The sequence below is a fragment of the Solibaculum intestinale genome, assembly GCF_040096205.1.
GTDB lineage: Bacteria > Bacillota > Clostridia > Oscillospirales > Acutalibacteraceae > Solibaculum_A > Solibaculum_A intestinale.
In genome coordinates this window covers 1-21245 of record NZ_JBBMFD010000031.1, presented here as the reverse complement: position 1 = coordinate 21245, position 21245 = coordinate 1, and the positions used below count along the sequence as shown (strand labels likewise).

The window sequence follows — 21245 nt, the reverse complement described above, 5'->3', positions numbered from 1 at the left end:
CGGGCAAACCTGACGAAGTGGCAGGACGATTTTCACGCCTATATGGTGGAGAAATATCCTGACTTGGAGCGTGGGGAAAGTGCCAGCAAGACAGGCCGGAAGCATATCCCCACCCGGCTTTTCAAACAGGCGGTTTCCCTCTCCAAACAGGCCAGAGCTATTGAAGCCGCCCTTGACGGCATTAACCCATTGAACGCCGGAAAGAAAAAAGAGGAAGCCCTCTCCATGCTGAAAAAGTGGTTCCCGCAGATGGAGAACTTCTCCGGGCAACTGAAAAAGTACAAGGTCACGATTAAAGATCTGTTAGCGGAAAATGAGAAGCTGGAAGCGAGGGCGAGAGCCAGCGAGAGCGGCAAAATCAAAGACCGTATGGAACGGGCAAAGTTGGAAAGCGAATTGCACGATATGCAACGGCTGGTTGACCGCATCCCGCCAGAAATCCGCAGGGAATTAGAACAGGCACAGCGATCCCACCGGGGGCGTGATCTTTGACAATCCCATCATGTACTATTTCCTACTTTGTTTTCATAGACATGGACAAAGGGCAGACAGCAAGGGGGAGGTGGGAATGCTGCTGTGAAAGAAAGGAAACTCAATTACCGGTTCCATAACCCAAACCCAACGGCAGCTACCGCCGATTACTTACTGAAAATCTTTATGGAGGCAAACCAGGAAAAGGTACAGCTTGCCATACAGGCAGCCGCAAATGGGCCGGATGGCGCCGGGGAAAAGGACGATGAGGGGCACCCTGCATAGGCGGGATGCCCCTTTCCCTATTGCAATCCAAAGCGCCACATGATAAAATTAAGATGTAACAGAACGCTTTGATTTTAACAGAGAGGTTTTGCCATGAATATTGCTGCTTACTGCCGTGTTTCCACCGATAAAGAGGATCAGCTCAACAGTTTGGAAGCACAGAAAGAATTCTTCTCCGAATATACCAAACGCACCGGGGATAACCTTGTGCGTCTTTACGCGGACGAGGGTATTTCCGGGACAAAAATCAAGAACCGGAAAGAGTTTTTGCGTATGATGGCGGATGCGGAGCATGGCCTCTTTGATATGGTCGTAGTAAAAGATATTTCCCGCTTTGCCCGGAACACGGTTGACCTCTTACAGAATGTACGCAAATTGAAAGCATTGGGGATTGAAACGCAGTTCCTGACCGCCAACATGACCAGTATGGGCAACAGCGAATTTGTCCTGACAATCTTTGGGGCGCTGGCGCAGGAAGAAAGTGCGAACACCTCGAAGCGCGTGAAATTCGGCAAGAAAATGAACGCAGAAAAAGGCCGTGTCCCCAACATTGTCTATGGATATGATAAGACCATCGGCGACTACTTCAACCTTGCAATCAATGAGGAAGAAGCGGCTGTTGTCCGCCAGATTTACCAGTGGTACATCAAGGATGGCTACGGGGCGGCAAAAATCTCTATCTTCCTCAATGAGCGAGGGCTGCGGACAAAGCGTAATTGCCAGTGGAGCCAGAATGGAGTGTGCCGCATCCTTACCAATGAACTCTATACGGGGAAAATCATTAACGGCAAGCAGGAAGTCACCGATTTTTTGACCGGCCAGCGGGCGGACAAGGATGCTTCGGAGTGGATGGTGGTTGACCGCCCGGATTTGCGGATTATTGACCCGGAAACCTTTGAGCAGGCGCAACAGATTATGAAGTCCCGCGGCAAGGCATTCAAGGTGGACAAGGAGCGCCAGAGTAACAAATACCTGTTTTCCACCCTCATTAAATGCAAGGAGTGCGGCTGGTCCTTCCGGCGTACCGTCCGCACCTACAAGAACACCTACGTCCGGTGGGTCTGCTCCGGCCACAATGGGCGCGGGGCGGACAACTGCCCCAACGCCGTGACGGTGGATGAAGATGAACTCATCGAGGTTTTACAGGAGTATTTCGCCGGGCTGCTGAAAGCAAAAAAGAATGTGATCCGTTATGTGGTAGGGGAATTCCAGCGGGTCTATAAGGCAAAGGATGAAAACCTGAACTATGAAAAGGAATTGACCGCCCAACTTGCCAAACTGCAAAAGACACGGCAGAAATACATGGATATGTACGCCGATGATTTAATCTCCCGCGAGGAACTCAATGATAAGATCGGCGGGATGCGGAAAGAGATTGAACGGCTGGAAAATGAACTGAAAATGGTATCCTACCATCTGACAAAGGGCGAGCAGCTGGAAAGCGTCCTGCAACAGACATTCAAGGAGATTGAGGACATTACCGATGTGCGGCAAATGACCAATGCCCAGCTCAAGCGGATTATCCAGAAGATCGAAGTGGACAAGGATGGGAATGTGGACATTTACTTCCGGCTGCTTGGCGATCTGGGCTTGGATGAAACCGTTCTAATTCGTAACAACCATACATAAAGACGTATCCGACCGGCTCAAGAAATTGAATCCCATGCTCTACAAGGAAGTCAAGCAGGTACTGGAAACCAACAAGGCCCAGCGGCACATCCGCGGCGGTATGGCCACCAAGCGCAAGTACCTGCACACCGGGGAATAGGCAAACGCAACGCGAAAAAGAAGAAGACGCCGCGGGTTTAAAGCCGGCGGCGTCTTCTTTGGCGTTGCCGCCCGGTGGCGTGCAACCGGTCTTGTTGGAAGGCGGTAAAATCTCTGTGAATTGCTGCCAAAGGCGCGAATCGTATTGACTTTTGCAAAAAAAGAGGTAAAATTGTTATTCCAATAATTATTTCCGCGAGAACTATTTTGCCATCATTGCCAAAGAGGGTTACAGCCATTGGATACCATTCTTTTTAACAACACCATACGCACCTTGATGCGCAGCATCAATCTGGAAATGGCGCATGTCATGAACCAGAATTTTCAGCCTCTGGGGCTCTCCACCAGCCAGGCGCTGGTGCTCATTGAGCTGTTTCGGCGGGGGCCTACCCGGGTGTGCCGTTTGAGCGAGCAGATGGAGATGCCGGCGAGCAACATTTCCACCATCTGCAACCGGCTGGAAAAAAGCGGTCTGGTACGGCGAATACGGGATAGCGAAGACCAGCGCCGGGTTCACATTGAGCTGACCGACGCAGGCGTATCCCTGACCACGGCCGCAGAGGAGCGGATGCTCAAAAAGCAGCAGGAGCTGGCGAACTTTGTTTCCACCCAGGACAAGCAGATCATCATTGACGGACTGACGAAGCTCAACGACCTATTCCACCGCACCCGCCTGGCTCTGACAAGCGACGGGGAGGAAGATGCGGCAGAGGAGACTCGCAGGATAACGGAGGGTTCCTTTTGAAAATCGGATTGGACATTGGGTCGACCACCATCAAGTGCGTGGTGCTCGACGAAGAAAATAAAATCGTCTATCATTCCTATGAACGCCATTATTCCCAGATTGTCGAAAAGGCGGCGGACATTCTAAAGTCCCTGGGGGAACAGGTGGTGCAGGGGAGAAAAGCCATGGTAGCCGTGTCCGGCTCGGCGGGCATGGGCGTGGCGGAGAGCGCGAAGCTTCCCTTTATTCAGGAGGTCTTCGCCACCCGCATCGCGGCGAAGACGTACATACCCGACGCGGACGTGATTGTGGAGCTGGGCGGAGAGGATGCGAAGATTCTTTTTCTCACCGGCGGCACGGAAGTACGCATGAATGGTTCCTGCGCGGGAGGCACGGGCGCTTTCATCGACCAGATGGCCACTCTTTTGAACATTTCTTTAGACGAAATGAACGAGGCGGCCAAGTCCTACGACAAAATCTACACCATCGCTTCCCGCTGCGGGGTGTTTGCCAAGTCGGACATCCAGCCTCTTTTAAACCAGGGGGCCCAGCGAAACGACATTTCTGCGAGCATCTTTTCCGCCGTGGTCAACCAGACCATCGCGGGCCTGGCCCAGGGGCGGGACATCAAGGGCAAGGTCCTTTATCTGGGCGGGCCGCTTACCTTTTTGTCCGAGCTGCGAAAAAGCTTCGATAATACCCTGGGGCTACAGGGCATCTGTCCGGAGAATTCCCTTTACTATGTGGCGCTGGGCGCGGCTTTGAGCGCCGAAGAGGAAATTGATCTTCCGGACGCGGTGGAGGCAGTGGCCCATTACACGGGTTCGGGGAACTTTGCGGCGAACCCGCCTTTGTTTACCAACGAGGCGGAATATGAGGAGTTCGTCGCCCGGCATGAGAAGGCGACGGTGAAGACGGCCGATCTTAGCACCTATCAAAAGCCGGTATACATCGGCATCGACGCAGGCTCCACGACGCTGAAAACCGTAGTTCTGGGCGAGGACGGGGAGCTGCTCGATTCCAGCTACCAGCCCAATTCCAGCAATCCCGTGCCGCTGGTGCGGGAGTTTCTGCTTCGGCTTTACGAAAAGCATCCGGGCATTCGGATTGCGTCGAGCGCGGTCACCGGCTACGGCGAGGATCTGATTCAAAACGCCTTCCGGGTGGATAACGGCATTGTAGAAACGGTGGCCCATTTTACCGCGGCCAAACGCTTTATGCCGGATGTGGACTTTGTCATCGACATCGGCGGGCAGGACATCAAGTGCTTCAAAATCCGAAACGGCGCCATCGACAACATTTTCCTAAACGAGGCTTGTTCCTCCGGCTGCGGCTCCTTTTTGCAGACCTTTGCAAACGCCCTGGGCTATTCCATCGGGGACTTTGCGAAGAAGGGTCTGTTTGCCAAGCATCCGGTGAACTTAGGTTCCCGGTGCACGGTGTTTATGAATTCCTCGGTCAAGCAGGCGCAAAAGGACGGGGCCACCATTGAGGACATTTCGGCGGGCCTTTCGGTAAGCGTGGTGAAAAACGCGCTGTATAAGGTCATCCGGGCCACCACCCCCCAGGAGCTGGGGAAGCACATTGTGGTCCAGGGCGGCACCTTCCTAAATGACGCGGTGCTGCGGTCCTTTGAATTAGAGCTGGGGGTGCAGGTGGTGCGCCCTGCCATTTCCGGGCTGATGGGCGCTTATGGCGCGGCCCTGTACGCGAAAAAACAGTCCACCGGCAAGAGCAGCCTGCTTTCCCTTGAGGAACTCAAGGGCTTTACCCACAAGGTCAGCGTAGTTTCCTGCGGCCTGTGCTCCAACCACTGCCGCCTGACGGTCAACACCTTCGCGGGAGGCCGCAAGTTCATCGGCGGCAACCGGTGTGAAAAGCCGGTGACCAAAAAGAAAGCCGACGAGGGGCTCAACCTTTACGAATACAAGCGCCAGCTTTTAGACGAATACCAGCCGGTCAAGGGGCCCAGAGGCAAAATCGGCATCCCCATGGGGCTGAACATGTACGAGCTGCTCCCCTTCTGGCACAAGCTGTTCACCACGCTGGGCTTTGAGGTGGTGACCTCCCCGGCCTCCAACCGGGCGCTGTACTTAAAAGGGCAGCACACCATCCCGTCGGACACCGTTTGCTTCCCGGCAAAGCTGATTCACGGCCATGTACAGGCGCTGCTGGACGATGGGGTTGGAACCATCTTCTACCCGTGCCTGACCTATAACTTGGACGAGCACTTGGGGGACAATCATTATAACTGCCCGGTGGTGGCCTACTACCCGGAGGTCATCGGGGCCAACATGGGGGAACTGAAAAAGGTCACCTTTATCGACGACTACCTGGGCATCCACCGCAGAAAGGAATTCCCGGGGAAGCTTTTGGAGGTGCTCTCCCGGCACTTTGAGGGCCTGACCTTAAAGGAAGTCAAGGCTGCGTGCAAGCTCGCGTACGCGGAGCACGACGCGTATCTGCAAAAGGTGCGTAAAAAGGGGCGGGAGATCATCGAGAAGGCCCGCGGGGAAGGCCGGCAGATCATCGTGCTGGCCGGGCGGCCTTACCACTTAGACCCGGAGACCAACCACGGCATCGACAAGCTGATCGCCTCCTTCGGCGCGGCCATTGTCACCGAGGACGCGGTGAGCGATCAGGTAGAGAAGTTTGCCACCGGGGTGCTAAACCAGTGGACCTACCACTCGCGCATGTACGCGGCGGCCCGCTACATCGCGGACAAACCGGACATGAACCTGGTGCAGCTGGTTTCCTTCGGCTGCGGCGTGGACGCCATCACCACCGACGAGGTGCGGGAAATCCTCGAGGACGAGGGGAAAATCTACACCCAGATCAAGATCGACGAAATCACCAACCTGGGCGCGGTCAAGATCCGGCTTCGCAGCCTGTTCGCCGCCCTCAAGGACCGATAGACGTTCGTCTCCTGAAAGGAGCTGTTTGCCAATGCCCATCCCGAAGCGCATTCCTTTTACCAAGGAAATGAAACAAACTTACACCGTCCTGATTCCGATGATGCTGCCCATCCACTTCGAGCTTCTCAAGAACGTGTTTAACCACGAAGGGTACCACATGGTTCTGCTCACGTCCGACGGGCCGAACATCGTGCAGGAGGGGCTCAAATACGTCCATAACGACACGTGCTACCCGGCGCTGCTGGTCATCGGCCAGTTTATCGACGCGCTGAATTCCGGCAAGTACGATTTAGACCGCACCGCCCTCATCATCACCCAGACCGGCGGCGGCTGCCGGGCCTCCAACTACATCCACCTGCTGCGCAAGGCTTTGCGCAAGGCGGGGTACGGGGACATCCCGGTGATTTCCTTAAACCCTTCGGGGCTGGAGAAAAACCCCGGCTTCAAGCTGACGCTGCCGTTAATCCGCAAGCTGCTGGCGTGCCTGGTGTACGGCGACGCGCTGATGCTTTTGCAAAATCAGGTAAAGCCCTACGAGGTCAATCCCGGGGAAAGCCAGGCGCTGGTGGACCGGTGGGTGAAAACCCTGTCCCACCAGATCAGCGCGGGAGAAGGCAAGTCCCTCAAAGAGCTCAAGGCCAATGTAGAGGCCATTGTCAAGGATTTCTCGGAGGTTTTGGTCAACCGGACGCCCAAGGTGAAGGTGGGCGTGGTGGGCGAAATCTACATCAAGTACTCCCGGCTGGGGAACAACAACTTAGAAGCGTTCCTGGCTTCCCAGGACTGCGAGGTAAACGTGCCGGGGCTGATGGGGTTCATGCTCTTTAAGTGCGACAACCGGCTCGAGGACATCAAGCTGTACGGCGGGAGCAAGGCGAAATACACGGTGGTCAATTTCCTGATGAACTACCTGCTCAAAACCGAGCAGGTCCTCATCGACGCGGTCAAGCCTTATCCCCAGTTCACCCCGCCCGGCTCGTACCTGCATGTCAAGGAGCTGGTGAAGGGCGTCATCGGGTACGGCAACAAGATGGGCGAGGGCTGGCTTCTGACCGGCGAAATGCTGGAGCTCATCGAGTCCGGGTATCCGAACATTGTGTGCACCCAGCCTTTCGGCTGCCTGCCCAACCACATCTGCGGCAAGGGAATGATCCGCAAGATCAAGAGCCTGCATGAGGACGCGAACATTGTGCCCATCGACTACGACCCTTCGGCCACCAAGGTAAACCAGGAAAACCGCATCAAGCTGATGCTGTCGGTGGCCAAGGAGGAGCTTCAGGAGCGGCTCAAGGGAAGCGCGCAGGAGAAACCCGCGGCGGCCCCGCAGAAAAAGGAACCGGCTGCGGCCAGGTGAGCGGACGAGATATACATTATATATAGGAGTAGCCAGCGTCTTTGTAGACGCTGGCTACTTTTTGTTTTCTTCTTCGGGGATATCTTCGCATATTTCAAACAGGTCGTTAGGGGTACAGGCGAAAATCTGGCAAAGCACGTCGATGTTCTGGCGGCTGATGGAGCGGGTCTCGTTTCGATAGAGGCGCATAAAGCTTTGATAGCTCATTCCTAGCTGTTGATAGAGCCAATATTTTGTTTTGCCCGTCTGCGCAAGCAGTTGTGCAATTCGAAACCGCACCATTCGCGCCGCCTCCTTTCTATTTCATAGGGATTCTACCACGGGATTATGAAAACACAAGCGCAATCATACGGACTGTATATTTTTATACTATTTGTATGGCTTACCGCGCGCTGGCTGAAAGAATTCCTATATAATAAGGTATCCTTCCTCTTGACAAACGTGCATATGCTCATTATACTATTTATGAGCATATGCACGTTATTTTTTCTTATCGCATTCTTTTTATCCTTTTTTAGGCGGTGTTGTCTGGGCTAGAGCCAACGAACGAAGAAGAAACAATGCGTAATTCTGTTCTTTTTCATTGAGTTCGGAAAAGAGGGCGCTGAATTCTTTGAATTTGTCCTTTTTCTCTGGTAATTGTGTTACTTACACGTTACCTCTTTTCGTTTTTCGTTATATACTCATTATGATTCAGTGATATTGTGTTGTCAACTACGTTTTTATTTCGATTTGTGTAATATCATTCTTTATGGTATTGTTAGACGAAGATAGCGGTCCATGAAGGAGGTATTAAATTGGAAAATCGAATAAAAATGATAAGAGAAGCCCTCAATCTATCGCAGCGGGAATTTGGTGAAAAGCTTGGCGTCAGCAGGGACGTAATCGGAAATATCGAGTATGGACGTGCTGAGGTAAAAGAGCTCTTTTTAAAGCATCTCTGCGATTTATACGATGTCAACGAACAATGGTTGAAGAACGGAGAAGGTGACATGTTTCTTTCTTCTCCTATTGTCAAACGGAAGCTCGAGGAAGCCCAATGCATATTTCAATCCCTGCGTCCCGAATTTCAGGACTATGTTTTGGAACAAATTCGAAGTTTAAAAGAATTGCAGGAAAGGGTCGAAAATTAGTCAGAGCCTATTGCATGTCTGGAGTTGATGACAATGGCTACCAAGAAACACCGATATATGATTTCTGTAGACGATGAGATGTTCGAAGCAATCGAAGATTTCCGCTTTGAGCGGAGGTTTTCCACCCGTTCCGAAGCAACCTCTGAATTGATTCGGCTTGGCCTAGAAGTCATTGCTAAGGAATCAGAGTGTACAAACATTCACAAAGAAGAAAAACATGCGGCAGATTCAAATTAGCTTTCAGTTTGTTGGGCCTTTTCTTCTGCTTATTTTTATTTTTGCATCCCATTTATAATAGAAAGGAGCCGCTATGCCCAGAACCAGCAAATGCCGGCGGGTGTGCGCCGAGCCGAAGGCGCGGGTGTTCACGCCGGAGCCGAAAAGCGGGGGCAGGGTCTCCCTTTCGGTGGAGGAGCTGGAGGCGCTTCGCCTGTGCGACCTAGAAGGGCTCGACCAGGACAGCGCCGCCAAACGGATGAACGTGTCCCGCGGCACCTTCCAGCGCATTCTTTACGCCGCCCGGTTTCACACGGCCAAGGCCCTGTGCGGGGGGGACACCCTCGTGATCGGGGGCGGCCACTACGAGGTGGCCGAAACCGGCTGCGCGTGCGTCTTCCGGTGCAAGAAGTGCCGGTTTCACGAGGAAACACAAAAGGAGTTGTCAGACAAATGAGCGAACAAAACTGCACCCACGATTGTTCCAGCTGCGGGGAGGCTTGCCCCTCCAGGCAGGCGGACCCGAAGGATTTCCTGGAAAAACCCCATGAGATGAGCCGGATTAAAAAGGTCATCGGGGTAGTCAGCGGCAAGGGGGGCGTGGGCAAGTCCCTGGTCACCTCCATGCTGGCGGTGCTTTTAAACCGCAGGGGATACCACACGGCGGTGCTGGACGCGGACATTACCGGCCCGTCCATTCCGAAGGTGTTCGGCATCAAGGAGCGGGCGAAGGCCATCCCGGCGGGGATGCTCCCTTCCCGCACCAAGACCGGGGTGGACATTATGTCCATCAACCTCCTGCTCAACGACGAGACCGAGCCGGTGGTCTGGCGGGGCCCCATCATCGCGGGGGCGGTCAAGCAATTCTGGACGGACGTGATCTGGGAGGACGTGGACTACATGTTTGTGGACATGCCTCCGGGAACCGGCGACGTGCCGCTGACGGTGTTCCAGTCCATCCCGCTCGACGGGATTGTGATCGTCACCTCGCCCCAGGAGCTGGTGGGCATGATCGTGGAAAAGGCGGTCAACATGGCCAAGACCATGAATATCCCGATTGTGGGCGTGGTGGAAAACATGAGCTATGTGGAATGTCCCGACTGCGGCAGGAAGCTCTTTGTGTTCGGGGAAAGCCGTCTGGACGAGGCGGCGGCGAAGCACGGCCTTACGGTACTGGGCCGGTTGCCCCTAAACCCGGACATTGCCAAGCTCTGCGACGCGGGGGACATCGAGTCCTTCCAAGGGGAGTGGCTGAACGGAGCGGCCGACGCCATCGAGGCGCGGCAATAAGGAAAGGAAGCGGACAAGAAAGTGAAAATCGCGGTAACGGCCGAGAACGGCCAAATTTTTCAGCATTTTGGCAAATCCAAGCAATTTGCTATTTATGAAGCGGAGAACAGCCAAGTGGTGCGCAAGCAGGTGCTGGACGCGGGAGAAAACGGACACGGGGCGCTGGCGGGCCTGTTGGCGGCAAACGGCGTCACGGTGCTCATCTGCGGCGGCATCGGGGCGGGCGCCCGGCAGGCGCTGGCTGCTAACCGCATCGGGCTGGTGGCGGGAGCCAGCGGCTCCACCGACGACGCGGTGCAAGCATACCTGGCCGGAGAGCTTTCCGATAACCCGGCGGGCCAGTGCAACCACCACCACGAAGGCGGGGAACACACCTGCGGTACCGGCGGCTGCGGCCACCATCACGCAGCGGAATAAAAAGCAGACGCCCGGGGCTTTCCCGGGCGCTTTTTTCGTATCGGGTTTTTGTCTGGCCGGTTTGGGAGGAGACGAAACCAGGGAGAAATTCCGGAGGCGTTATTCTAAGCGGCCGCAGCTGAACCGCCTGGGCTGGTTTTTATAAAACAGAGGGGAGAAATCGCTTTGATTTCTCCCCTCTGTTTTCATTTTCTCGTCCAACGGCCTGAGAAAAACCGACCAAAGCGTATGCGCGCGTGACCCGTGTATGGTATTCCCGGGGCCGCAGCCATGGGCGTGCCCTTAGGGCCTCTCCCCGAAAGGCCCGGACAGAAAGCCCTCTCTAATCCGGGTCGTTTGTCAGGGTAATTTCCACCACCTCCGGGCGGTTAAAGAGGCGCAGGGGAAAGGAGCTGGGCCCCAGGCCCCGGCTGACCACCATTTTGGGATGATTCCCAAACACGCCGTTTACATACTTAGGAAAAATCCCCTGCCCGGGCGCGTAAAGCCCGCCTACAAACGGAAAGCGCCACTGGCCGCCGTGGGCGTGGCCGGACAGCTGCAAATCAAAGTCGTACTGGCAATAGGCCTTGTCCCCGGTCATGGCGAAGTTCTCCGGGTAGTGGCAGAGGACCAGGCGCAGCCCCGGCTCTCTGGACAGGGCGTGAAACTGCTCCGAATAGTCCCGGTAGCGGTACTTGCCCTGGCGCATTTTCCGGTAGGAGCGGTAGGTCCCCTGCCGTTCCTCTAAGCCCAGCACGGTTACTGGGGTGCCCGCTACCGTCAGGGATACCTGCTCGTTTTGCAGCAGCACCGCCCTTTCCTGGCGAATGGCCTCCAGAATAGAAAGGTAGTCCCGGGAACGGTGCTCATGGTTGCCGGGGATGCAGACCACCGGCGCCAGCCCGCAAAGCCGCCCGACGATCCGGACGGTGCGGCAAAAGTCCCGATCGCTGTCGTCGATCAGGTCGCCGGTGATGGCGATCAGGTCGGGGCTACAATCGGCCACCAGGGCAAAAAGCTTCTCATTGTCCCGGCCAAAGCGCTTGGAATGCAGGTCGGACAGGTGCACGATTTTCATGGGCCGGGTTACCCGCATCCCTTTTAACCGGTACCGGGTCACCGACAGGCCGTTGTTCTGATACCAGAAGAAAGAAACGAGCGCGCAAAGAACCAGCACGCCCGCTGCAATCCATACAGCTTCCTTCATCCACAGCCCTCCTTTATGGTTTTCACGCACCCGCCGGACAGGACGGGCGGCAGCCCTTCAGGCCTATCGCATCTGGGTGCTGCCTTTTGCGTTCTATGATACCATACTTTGGCCCCGGGCGCATCACAAACCTTCGGCCACCGGAATCAGGGTCAGCCCCCGGCTGCGGGCGTATTTGACGGTGGCAAAGGTCCCACCCCTCTGCTGGGTGAGATAATAGACACAAAACGTGCAGTGGTCCACCAGGTAATGGTTGCGCCTGTGCATACAACCAGGGTCATAGTCGTCTGCTGTGTAGATGATCTCGTCCGCTTGGGAGATAATCCAGTTGTACACATCCACATCCGGCTGCCGCCAGACGCTGGACTGGTTGCGGCAGGGGAGTACCAGGATCACTTTAATAAAGGGATATTGCTCCCGCAGGGTTAAGGCGGTCAGCGCCGCGGCGGTATCAAAGCCCAGCGCTCCGCCGAACCAAAAGCACTCCACTCCCCGGCCGATCAGGTCCTCCATAATATCCTCCAGTCGGCGTTTGATCTCGATGACCTGCTCCCCCGGCATGCGGCGGTGGCCGGTAAAGCAGCAGCACTGCTCTTTGCTGTATTCCATGGTTCTACTCCTTACGTATAATCAAAATCAAAGATTTTCAAACTTACGTTCGATGCTTTTTCAATTTACCATGATTGCCTCTCAAAATCAAGGCCCCTCTCTTCTCCTTCTCATTTTTTTGCATCTTTTTGTTCTGGCCATGCCAATGAGAGAAATGTGGCGGCTTATGTCTAAAAAATAATTGTCAGTACATTTATTGTATGTAAATTTGTTGAATTTGCTTGATTTTATGCGGCAAGGCGGTTAATATTAGAAAAGAACCGATTATTTTCTTTTGTTCTGCGTACTTGGTTCTGTATAGATTGCCGAAAGGAGGGATGCGCAGTCCTGCCACACCGGCGGTCTCTTTGTGCAAGGCCGCATGATGTTCCCCATTTGGTAGAATCGGGAAAAAACAAATAAGGAGATGCAAACAACGATGAAAGCAAGAAAATCCCTGGCTCTCGTGCTGGTTCTTTCCTTGCTGCTCAGCCTGGTCCCCACCATGGGCGTATTCGCTTATGATGAAACCTTCACCCAAGCGAAGTTTGACTTTGGTACGGCTGACAGTGCAGTGGAAAACGGCTATACGAAGGTCACCCCCCAAACGGCCTACGACCCGGCGGTCGGTTACGGCTGGCTTAACGATCCGCGTATTACCGTGACCGCGGGCGACAGCGGCAACGCAAACGCCCTGAAGTCCGACTGGGTCACCGGCAACACCGTGCAGGATGGCGCGGACATCACCGCCCCAGAAAATGCTGAGGACGGCGACTACATCCACTTTGTTTATCCGACCTTTGTGGTGGACCTGCCCAACGGCATCTATACGGTAAAGACCATCCAGGGCGATTATAACACGTCTACCGTCACCGGCGCTATCGTCGAGGACATGCGTGCTTTCGCGCCCTACTATAAGTCCTTGCCTAATACCAGTTCGATTCCTACCAGCGTCAACACCACCGCTGCGGGCTCCTTCAAGGAGACCACCAAGCAAGTGGCCGTGTATGACGGACAGCTGACCATCGAGCTCACCGGCACCAACTCCCGCCTTAACGCGGTGGAGATCAGCAAGGTTTCCTTTGCATCGGAAGCCACTGCCGGCGCCAAACCCACTGTTTACATCTGCAGCGACTCCACTGCTTATGGTTCCGCCACCAATAAGCCGGAAACCGGCTGGGGCAACCATATTGCGGATTACATGACCGACGACGTAATCGTCAACAACACCGCCATGGGCGGCAAGTCGGCCCGTGACTATCTGGCCGACAGCCTTTTCAACGACAACGTTATGACCAAGATTAAGCCTGGCGACTATGTGCTGATCCAGTTTGGTCACAACGACTGCACTCCCGTGCGTCCCAACCGCTATTCCAATCCTACCGAGTTTAAGGAATGGCTTGCGAAGTATGTGGACGCCGTGCGCGCCTTCGGCGCCACCCCGATTTTCGTTACGCCCCCCAACCGCGGCTATACGGAAAACGGCAACATGATCACCGGCGGCAAGTATACCACTCCCGGTACCACCTTTATGAATTCCTTCCAGGCCTGGACCGATGCCCAGCGTGAGCTGGCCGCCGAAAAAGACGTGGATCTGATCGAATTCAACTATTATACCATTGAGTATTATAACTACATCGGCTGCGACGAGTTCTATGCGTCGGTTTCCACCGACGGCACCCACTTTAAGGACGGCCCTGCCGCCGACCGTGCCGCAAGCCAGCTCTCTTATCTGATTTCTAAGTCGAGCACCGGCCTGGCCCCCTACGCCACCGGCAAAATGGGCCCGGGCGTTGCCGAGAAGTTTGACTTCGGCTCCGGCTCCACCGCCAGCGGCTACACTCCGGTTACGAACGACGCCTACGACGCGGATAAGGGCTACGGCTGGACCACCACCGGTATAAGCGCTGTGGCGGGCAGCGGCGACGACGCGCTCAAATCGGACTTCGTGCAAACCACCGCGAAAAACCAGACCTTTGTCATGGACCTGGAAAACGGTGAGTACGACGTGCGCATTCTCTCCGGTGACCCCTCTGCCGCTACCTCCGTGCAGTACTCTATCGAAAATGTACCGCGCCAGGTGCGCCGCGGCTGGAACAACGTGGCCAACAACGCGCTCGACGTGGCGGCCGGCGAATATTATGACGAGACCTTTACCGTTTCTGTTTACGACGGCCAGATGACCATTACTTTCCCCAACTCCGGCGCCAAGATCAACGGCATTGAAATTACCAAGCAGTTTACACGCAACGAGGGTGATATCCCCACCGTGTATGTAGTGGGCGACTCGGTTGCCGACAGCTACGCCCAGTTCAATGACCCGCAGCGCGGCTGGGGCCAGATGCTGGCCAACTACTTCGACGGCGAAAAGATCAATGTGGAAAACTGGGCCATCGGCGCCCGCACTGCCGACCGCAACATCAAGGAAGGCCGCCTGGAAATGGTCTTAGAGCAGATCCAGCCGGGCGATTACCTGGTGTTCAACTTCGGCTTCAATGAAAAGACCACCGGCAGCACCGATGCCTGGAAAGACTTGGTGCGCCAGTACGTGGACGGCGCGATTCAGCGCGGCGCCACTCCGATTTTGGTTTCCTCTACCGCCTCCGTCCGTCAGAACGTAGGCACCTCTTCGCAGGATTACCGGGCTCTCAACAACATGCGAAATGCCCTCAAGGCGGTTGCAGAAGAAAAGGGCGTTGCCTTTATCGACAACTTCCAGTATACCACCGATCTGACCGCCAGCCTTGGCACCATCCGCAGCCAGGCAATGTACTTATTTGTACAGCCCGGCATCTTCACCGGCAGCTCTTATGAAAACGGCGCTTCCGACGGCGTCCATCTGCAGAGCTACGGCGCAGAGGTGGTCGCGTCTTACATCGCTTCCGAAATGGCGAAGCTGGACAGCACGCTGGCCGCAGGCTATACGCCCAAGGCGGTCGCCACCCAGGCCCCGGCGAAGCCCTCCGGCCTCTATGCCAAGGAATCCGCCGGCACCAGCGCCACCATCGCCTGGGACGACCAGGATGACGCGGATTACTATGTGGTGCGCTACAAGGCGTCCTCCGCTTCCGACTGGACGGAGTACGCGGGCGTCGTGTATCCCCAGGCCACCATTACCGGCCTTACCGCCGGCGAAAGCTATGACTTCTCCATCCTCGCCTACAACGATGCGGGCGTGTCGGTTGCTTCCAGCACCCTGACCCTGCCCAAGGCAGCTTCCTCCGAGTACACCAAGCTTCTCAATCTGGTTACCGAGGCGAAGGCTGCGTTTGAAGAGTGGAGAGGCATGCGGGTCGAAACGCTCGACGCAGCCGATGTTGCGAGAATTGAAAACGCCCTGAAGGCGGCTACGGCAGTTCTTGCAAATCCCGACGCCACAGCGGACGATTGCACTGCTGCCTACAACACCCTTTATAAGGCAGGCGAACGCGCCAGATCCATCGTGGACGCCACCTATTTCTTTGACTTCGGCAACGGCGCCGTTGCGGACGGCTACACCGGCGTGACCGCCGACACTCTCTATACGCCTGAGCTGGGCTATGGCTGGTCGGATTCCGTAGCGGTCACCGACAGCGACCGCGCTACTTCCGATGCGCTGTACAGCGACTTTGCCGAAGGCGCCTTCCAGGTTACTAGAGACGGCAGCATCTATCCGGAGTTCAAAGTTGACCTGCCCAACGGCAAGTACCTGGTGCACACCATCCAGGGCGACGCCTCTGATGCGTCCAGCGGCGGTGTGTACGCCGAGGGCATCAACCTCAACACTTCCTTCAACTGCGTTGGCGGCAGCTACAGCGAGAACTACTTCCTGGTGGAAGTGACCGACGGCCAGCTGAACCTGGAGTTCCCGGGCTTCCTGATGAAGTTAAACGGCGTGGAGATCTACAGCCTCAACGCTGTGCTACCCGAGACCACCGCTTCCGCGGACAAGGAACAGTATGAGCCCAACGAAACCATCACCGTCACCATCAACACCCCCGACACGGTGGAAAAAGCGTATTTGGTCAGCGAGTCCGGCAGCGGCTTAGCTACCGGCCGCCAGGTGATTGACAACGGAGACGGCACCAAGACCTGGATCCTCACCTTCTCCCTGGCCACCAAGGGCAACCGTACCCTGAAGGTCTATGCCGATGGCGAAGACACCGGCGTGGCCGTCAACTTCAAGATTGACAGCGTTGCCACCGGCAAGGCGAAGCTCTATTCTGTGAGCGTTCCCGACACGGCAAAGGTCAATGAACCCTTCACCGTTACCTTCGAGACGAACACGCATACGGAATATGTCCGCCTCTTTAATGAAAACGGTATGGGACTGGCTCCCATCAGCTGTACCTATGAGGATGTGGACGGTGTACGCGTCTGGACCTATGTGACCAGCGTCGGCTCCGTCGGTATCCGCGAATTCCAGACCGGCGTTGCCGCGGCGGACCGCGTCTTTACCAAATCCCGTCAGACGGTTTCCATCCAAGTACGCCGATAATCTTTTTGTTTCTTCTTCTTCTTTCTTTGCCCCCGGCATTGGCTGCCCGCCAGTGCCGGGGGCGCTTTTTTTGCCAAAACATTTGTATGAACAAGATTTTTGCTGCTTTTTAGGAAAACAGATGTATCTTTCTTATAAATTTTGGAATCTATTGTGCGTTTTTTCTGTTTTTTCATTGACTCTGCTTAAAATTTTTATTATCATAATAATATCACTTGGTGTGATAAACCAGATGAAGAAGGAGATGCAAAGGAAGATGAAAGCAAAAAAATCTCTTGCATTCGCGCTGGTCCTTTCCCTGCTGCTCAGCCTGGTTCCCACAATGGGCGCCCTAGCGGCCGACGACAACTTCACGGGGGCGAAGTTTGACTTTGGCACGGCTGACAGCGCGGTAGCGGCCGGCTACACGAAGGTCACTCCGCAAACCCTTTACGACGAGGCGACCGGTTACGGCTGGCTCAATGACGAGCGCATTACCGTGACCGCCGGCGACCGGGCCAATGCGGACGCCTTGAAGTCCGACTGGGTTTCCGGCAACACCGTTCAGGACGGCTCGGACATCACCGCACCCACAAACGCCGAGGACGGAAACTACATTCATTTCTCTTATCCGACTTTTGTCCTGGACGTTCCAAACGGCATTTACACCGTTAAGACTATCCAGGGCGACTTCAACGAAGACACGGTTTCCGGTGCTATCGTTGAGGACATGCGTTCCTTCGCGCCCTATTACATCTCTCTGCCCAACGAGAGTTCGGTTCCAAAGGGCGCACGCACCACAAAGGCCGGCGAGTTCCGTGAGACCACCAAGCAGGTGGCGGTTTATGATGGACAGCTGACCATTGAACTGACCGGCACCAACTCCCGCCTCAATGCGGTGGAGGTCACCAAGGTTTCCTCTGCATCCGAGGGGACCCCGGGTATCAAACCTACGGTCTATGTGTGCAGCGATTCCACCGCCTATGGTTCCGCCACCAATAAGCCGGAAACCGGCTGGGGCAACCATCTGGCCGAATTCATGACCGATGCAGTCCTCGTCAACAATACCGCCATGGGCGGCAAGTCGGCCCGTGATTATCTGGCCGATGGGCTCTTTAACGACAGCGTTCTTCTGAACATAAAGCCCGGCGACTATGTGCTGATTCAGTTCGGCCATAACGACTGCACGCCTATTCGTCCCAACCGGTACTCCAATCCGGCGGAGTTCAAGGAGTGGCTTGCGAAGTATGTGGACGCTGTCCGCGCGTTCGGCGCCACCCCGATTCTGGTAACGCCCCCCAACCGCGGCTTTACCGAAAACGGCAACAAGGTGGAAGGAAATACCTTCCTCAATTCCTTCCAGGCCTGGACTGACGCCCAGCGTGAGCTGGCCGCCGAGCAGGACGTGGAGCTGGTGGAGTTCAACTACTACACCATCGAATATTATAACCACATCGGCTGGGCCCGTTATCTTGCCGAGGTTTCCAGCGACTGCACCCATTTTAAAGACGGCGCAGCTGCTACCCTGGCCGCAAGCCAGCTTTCCTACCTGCTCTCCAAGTCGGACACCGGTCTTGCCGCCTATGCCACCGGCACGCTGACCGAGGGTGTCGCCGCAAAACCCATTTCCACCCGTACCCTGGAAGCCGCCATGGCAAAGGGTACTGCTCTTGATCCCAACGACTGGACGGCAGAGTCTTACTCTGACCTGACTGCCGCCCTGGCAAAGGGACAGGATGTGGTGGATCATGCGCTGACCAAGACCCGCAGTGATGCGGACGCGGCCAAAACCGCCATTGAAAACGCCATTCAAAACCTAGTTTCCGCTACCAACACCTATAAGTTTGACTTCGGTTCCGGCGCTGTGGCCAACGGCTACACCAAGGTAACTGCAGCGGATAAGTTCACCGGCGACGTGGCTTACGGCTTCTCTGTGGAGTCCACGGTGGCCGACGTGGACCGTGGCACCGAGGATGCCCTTACCTCTGACTTCGTCGCCGTCACCGGCGCCAAGTTCTCGGTAAAACTGCCGGCAGGAGACTACATGGTTACGGTAGTTGCTGGCGACGCGCAGGAAGCCTCCAATGTGGGCTACACCATGAACAATGCCGCCAAGAAGAAGGCCGGAAACGTCAACGCCGGTTCTTTTAACACCGCTTCTTATCCGGTAGCCATTGTCAACGGCGTGCTGGAAATCAGCTTCTTGGGAAACAATGCCAAGGTCAACGCCATCGAAATTACCCCCATGGAAAAGCGCACGGCAGGCGATACGCCTACTCTATACATTATTGGTGACTCTACCGTTACCAGCAAGTCCGGAAACGTGGGCATCGACAACCAGCGGTATCAGGGCTGGGGCGGTCACATTGCCGATTACCTGACCGGTATCAATGTGGACAACCGTGCCATCGCCGGACGTGGTATCCGCGGCTTCTTTGAAGCGGATAATGTGATGGACCCCCTGCTGACCACCATTAAGCCCGGCGATTATCTGGCCATCCAGTTCGGCCACAACGATAAAAACGCCACCAACGCGGGACGGTACTCCACTGTTCCTCAGTTTAAGGAATTCCTCCGCACGGCAGCGCAGGGTGCTCTGGACCGCGGTGCGACCCCGATTTTGATCACCGTGATGTCCCACATCCGCAACTTTAACGAAAGCGACCCCAACGATAAAAGCTATCCCCTGCGTCCTTTCCTGCCCGACGAAGAAATCCCGCGTTCCTTCCCCGAATACGCCCAGGCAACGCGAGAGGTAGCGGCGGAAATGGGTATCCCCTGCTACGATTTCAACGAGGAAACCTATCAGTTATATCAGGAAAAGGGCGTGACTTGGCTGCTGGAGAACGTCATTACGGCAGACGGCGTGCACCCCTTCGAAGGCAAGGGTTCTTCCTTCTTCGCTCGCATGGTAGCCGACGGCTTTGCAGATTTGGGTCTGGAAGGCTTCTCCGACAAGGTTCTGGCCAACCGGGACAAGGTAGAAGAGCTCTACAGACAGCTTAACTCCATCATTCCCGAAATGTTCACCCCGGAATCTGCCGGAGCCGTTGTAAACGCTCTGTCTGCCCTTGTGGACGCCTTGGAAGATCCCGATGCGTTGCAGGTCCATGTGGCTCCCTTGATCGCAGCGCTGCAGCAGGCCATCGATAACCTGGATCTGGCGGTTACCGCTTCTAGCGACAAGGCTACATATGAGCCAAATGAAACCATTACCGTGACCATTCATACGAATGCCGGCATCGAAAAACCTTATCTGGTCAGTGAAGCCGGTTATGGCCTTGCTACCACCCGCAGCAAGACGGAAAACCCGGACGGCACCATTACCTGGACGCTGACCTTCTCTCTGGCTACCAAGGGTGACCGTAGCCTGAAGGTATTTGTGGACGGGTATGACACCGGTTTAACGGTTGATTTCAAGATCAACAACGCGCCGACTGGACAAGCGAAGCTGTTCGGCGTTTCACTTCCTAGCTCTGCCAAGGTAAACGAGCCCTTCACCGTTACCTTTAAGACCAATCAATACACCGAATATGTCCGCCTCTTCAACGAAAACGGCATGGGGCTTGCGCCGATCAGCTGCACCTATGAGGACGAAGGCGATATGCGCATTTGGTCTTATGTGGTCAGTGTTGGCTCCGCAGGCGCACGTGACTTCCAGGTAGGCGTTGCTTCCGCAGACCGGGTCTTTACGAAGTCCACCCAGACCGTCGGGATTCTTGTAAAAAGATAACGATTGGAGCAACGTATAAACAAGCCCCCTGCCCCGGCCTTAGAATAGACCGGAGCAGGGGGTTGTTACAAAAGAATATTATACGAATCATATTGAGAATCATTTGGCGTTAAAATGTCGGATTCTTCTCCGTTAAGCGCTTTTGCCTATCTCATCCTTTCCTTTGTAGCTTTTTAACTATCGTCTCATAGCTGTGCTCAATTATTTCCATGATTGCATCATAGGGTACCTGACCGGACAGACAAGAGCATCGCATTATAATAAGGTTGCTGCACCCCGGAGGACAATAATGTGCCCTTGTAAAACTGCCATAAAAGTCATCTGTCATCCGGTCAGAGTTTAATGTCACGGAAGCCTGTTCTCTCAACTGAAAAAACTGAGCAAAAAATCCGGTCATCTACTTTCATTATGGTTGTATTCGGGCTGAAAGGTCGATCCGCGTAGTCCCCTTTTGAAGACAAGCATCAATCACCGCGTTGTCCCATCCTGGGTCGATTTCAACAAGGCCGGTGCTGTTATAGAGATCTTCCCTTACAGATGGGAAGAATCTGGAAAAAATATCGCTCCTTCAAGCACCTGGAAAGCACACAAGCAAAACAAAAAGCACCAATGATATCATTGGTGCTTTTTTGGCTCCTCAAGTTGGACTCGAACCAACGACCCTGCGGTTAACAGCCGCATGCTCTACCAGCTGAGCTATTGAGGAA

At 55.1% G+C, this 21245-nt stretch carries 16 protein-coding genes, 1 tRNA gene and 2 pseudogenes; 14 read left to right on the top strand and 5 right to left on the bottom strand.

The annotated features are described in order from the left end of the window. From WMO26_RS12330 to WMO26_RS12300, 7 genes and pseudogenes are all read left to right on the top strand, one after another. Positions 1–492: pseudogene (locus WMO26_RS12330) on the top strand (MobV family relaxase); the annotation flags it as partial. 84 nt (positions 493–576) lie between these two features. Then, entirely contained in the window at positions 577–756 is a 180-nt protein-coding gene (locus WMO26_RS12325; RefSeq protein WP_087300580.1) for a hypothetical protein, read from the top strand. Positions 757–849: 93 nt separating this feature from the next. Beyond that, positions 850–2385 (top strand): recombinase family protein, encoded by a 1536-nt coding sequence (locus tag WMO26_RS12320; RefSeq protein WP_349220813.1) that lies wholly within the window; start codon positions 850–852, stop codon positions 2383–2385. Continuing rightward, positions 2372–2524: pseudogene (locus tag WMO26_RS12315) on the top strand (sporulation transcriptional regulator SpoIIID); the annotation flags it as partial. The gene WMO26_RS12320 and the pseudogene WMO26_RS12315, both read left to right, overlap by 14 nt. Positions 2525–2761: 237 nt before the next feature. Beyond that, the gene (locus tag WMO26_RS12310; protein WP_349220812.1) at positions 2762–3268 is read left to right on the top strand and encodes a MarR family winged helix-turn-helix transcriptional regulator; all 507 of its coding nucleotides are present in this window, start codon (positions 2762–2764) and stop codon (positions 3266–3268) included. Beyond that, the gene (locus tag WMO26_RS12305) at positions 3265–6162 is read left to right on the top strand and encodes an acyl-CoA dehydratase activase-related protein (protein WP_349220810.1); all 2898 of its coding nucleotides are present in this window, start codon (positions 3265–3267) and stop codon (positions 6160–6162) included. Before WMO26_RS12310 ends, WMO26_RS12305 begins: the two co-directional genes overlap by 4 nt. A 31-nt stretch (positions 6163–6193) precedes the next feature. After that, positions 6194–7516, top strand: a complete 1323-nt coding sequence (locus tag WMO26_RS12300; RefSeq protein ID WP_349220809.1) for a 2-hydroxyglutaryl-CoA dehydratase — start codon at positions 6194–6196, stop codon at positions 7514–7516. Between the two features lie 54 nt (positions 7517–7570). Here the strand turns inward: WMO26_RS12300 and WMO26_RS12295 are convergent, their stop codons facing one another. Continuing rightward, positions 7571–7798 carry a helix-turn-helix domain-containing protein gene (locus WMO26_RS12295; RefSeq protein ID WP_349220807.1) on the bottom strand — a complete coding sequence of 76 codons (228 nt, stop codon included), beginning with the start codon at positions 7796–7798 and terminating at the stop codon, positions 7571–7573. 515 nt (positions 7799–8313) lie between these two features. Between WMO26_RS12295 and WMO26_RS12290 the strand changes: the two genes are divergently transcribed. The 5 genes from WMO26_RS12290 (at position 8314) to WMO26_RS12270 (ending at position 10572) form a co-directional block, all read left to right on the top strand. Beyond that, a complete protein-coding gene (locus tag WMO26_RS12290) occupies positions 8314–8649 on the top strand; it encodes a helix-turn-helix domain-containing protein (protein WP_349220805.1) in 336 nt (111 codons plus the stop codon). Positions 8650–8682: 33 nt separating this feature from the next. Next, positions 8683–8886, top strand: a complete 204-nt coding sequence (locus WMO26_RS12285) for a ribbon-helix-helix domain-containing protein (protein ID WP_349220804.1) — start codon at positions 8683–8685, stop codon at positions 8884–8886. A 73-nt stretch (positions 8887–8959) separates the two neighbouring features. Then, the gene (locus WMO26_RS12280) at positions 8960–9322 is read left to right on the top strand and encodes a DUF134 domain-containing protein (RefSeq protein WP_349220802.1); all 363 of its coding nucleotides are present in this window, start codon (positions 8960–8962) and stop codon (positions 9320–9322) included. Next, on the top strand, positions 9319–10155 hold the full coding sequence (locus tag WMO26_RS12275; protein WP_349220800.1) for a P-loop NTPase: 837 nt from the start codon (positions 9319–9321) through the stop codon (positions 10153–10155). The genes WMO26_RS12280 and WMO26_RS12275 overlap by 4 nt, the downstream gene beginning before the upstream one ends. Before the next feature lie 21 nt (positions 10156–10176). Then, positions 10177–10572, top strand: coding sequence for a NifB/NifX family molybdenum-iron cluster-binding protein (locus WMO26_RS12270; protein WP_349220798.1), 396 nt, complete (start codon positions 10177–10179; stop codon positions 10570–10572). A gap of 322 nt (positions 10573–10894) precedes the next feature. On the opposite strand, the gene WMO26_RS12265 is transcribed toward WMO26_RS12270, so the two are convergent. Then, a complete protein-coding gene (locus WMO26_RS12265) occupies positions 10895–11761 on the bottom strand; it encodes a metallophosphoesterase (protein ID WP_349220796.1) in 867 nt (288 codons plus the stop codon). A gap of 123 nt (positions 11762–11884) precedes the next feature. Next, positions 11885–12370 (bottom strand): SLOG family protein, encoded by a 486-nt coding sequence (locus WMO26_RS12260; protein ID WP_349220794.1) that lies wholly within the window; start codon positions 12368–12370, stop codon positions 11885–11887. Between the two features lie 418 nt (positions 12371–12788). On the opposite strand from WMO26_RS12260, the gene WMO26_RS12255 reads away from it, so the two are divergent. Next, positions 12789–16826 carry a GDSL-type esterase/lipase family protein gene (locus WMO26_RS12255; protein ID WP_349220792.1) on the top strand — a complete coding sequence of 1346 codons (4038 nt, stop codon included), beginning with the start codon at positions 12789–12791 and terminating at the stop codon, positions 16824–16826. On the opposite strand, the gene WMO26_RS12250 is transcribed toward WMO26_RS12255, so the two are convergent. Then, entirely contained in the window at positions 16796–17002 is a 207-nt protein-coding gene (locus tag WMO26_RS12250; RefSeq protein WP_349220790.1) for a hypothetical protein, read from the bottom strand. The genes WMO26_RS12255 and WMO26_RS12250 overlap by 31 nt on opposite strands. A gap of 80 nt (positions 17003–17082) precedes the next feature. Between WMO26_RS12250 and WMO26_RS12245 the strand changes: the two genes are divergently transcribed. Then, on the top strand, positions 17083–20538 hold the full coding sequence (locus WMO26_RS12245) for a GDSL-type esterase/lipase family protein (protein ID WP_349220788.1): 3456 nt from the start codon (positions 17083–17085) through the stop codon (positions 20536–20538). 630 nt (positions 20539–21168) lie between these two features. Here WMO26_RS12245 and WMO26_RS12240 read toward each other — a convergent pair. Continuing rightward, a tRNA-Asn gene (locus WMO26_RS12240) sits at positions 21169–21244 on the bottom strand. Between the last annotated feature and the right edge of the window lies 1 nt (position 21245).

What these genes read in the sequence shown, in the direction of transcription:
- WMO26_RS12250 (WP_349220790.1), bottom strand. Translation starts at nt 17,002, where the DNA reads ATGAAAAAACAGAAAAAACGCACAATAGATTCCAAAATTTATAAGAAA.
- WMO26_RS12285 (WP_349220804.1), top strand. Translation starts at nt 8,683, where the DNA reads ATGGCTACCAAGAAACACCGATATATGATTTCTGTAGACGATGAGATG.
- WMO26_RS12300 (WP_349220809.1), top strand. Translation starts at nt 6,194, where the DNA reads ATGCCCATCCCGAAGCGCATTCCTTTTACCAAGGAAATGAAACAAACT.
- WMO26_RS12265 (WP_349220796.1), bottom strand. Translation starts at nt 11,761, where the DNA reads ATGAAGGAAGCTGTATGGATTGCAGCGGGCGTGCTGGTTCTTTGCGCG.
- WMO26_RS12260 (WP_349220794.1), bottom strand. Translation starts at nt 12,370, where the DNA reads ATGGAATACAGCAAAGAGCAGTGCTGCTGCTTTACCGGCCACCGCCGC.
- WMO26_RS12295 (WP_349220807.1), bottom strand. Translation starts at nt 7,798, where the DNA reads ATGGTGCGGTTTCGAATTGCACAACTGCTTGCGCAGACGGGCAAAACA.
- WMO26_RS12320 (WP_349220813.1), top strand. Translation starts at nt 850, where the DNA reads ATGAATATTGCTGCTTACTGCCGTGTTTCCACCGATAAAGAGGATCAG.
- WMO26_RS12275 (WP_349220800.1), top strand. Translation starts at nt 9,319, where the DNA reads ATGAGCGAACAAAACTGCACCCACGATTGTTCCAGCTGCGGGGAGGCT.
- WMO26_RS12280 (WP_349220802.1), top strand. Translation starts at nt 8,960, where the DNA reads ATGCCCAGAACCAGCAAATGCCGGCGGGTGTGCGCCGAGCCGAAGGCG.
- WMO26_RS12245 (WP_349220788.1), top strand. Translation starts at nt 17,083, where the DNA reads ATGAAAGCAAAAAAATCTCTTGCATTCGCGCTGGTCCTTTCCCTGCTG.
- WMO26_RS12255 (WP_349220792.1), top strand. Translation starts at nt 12,789, where the DNA reads ATGAAAGCAAGAAAATCCCTGGCTCTCGTGCTGGTTCTTTCCTTGCTG.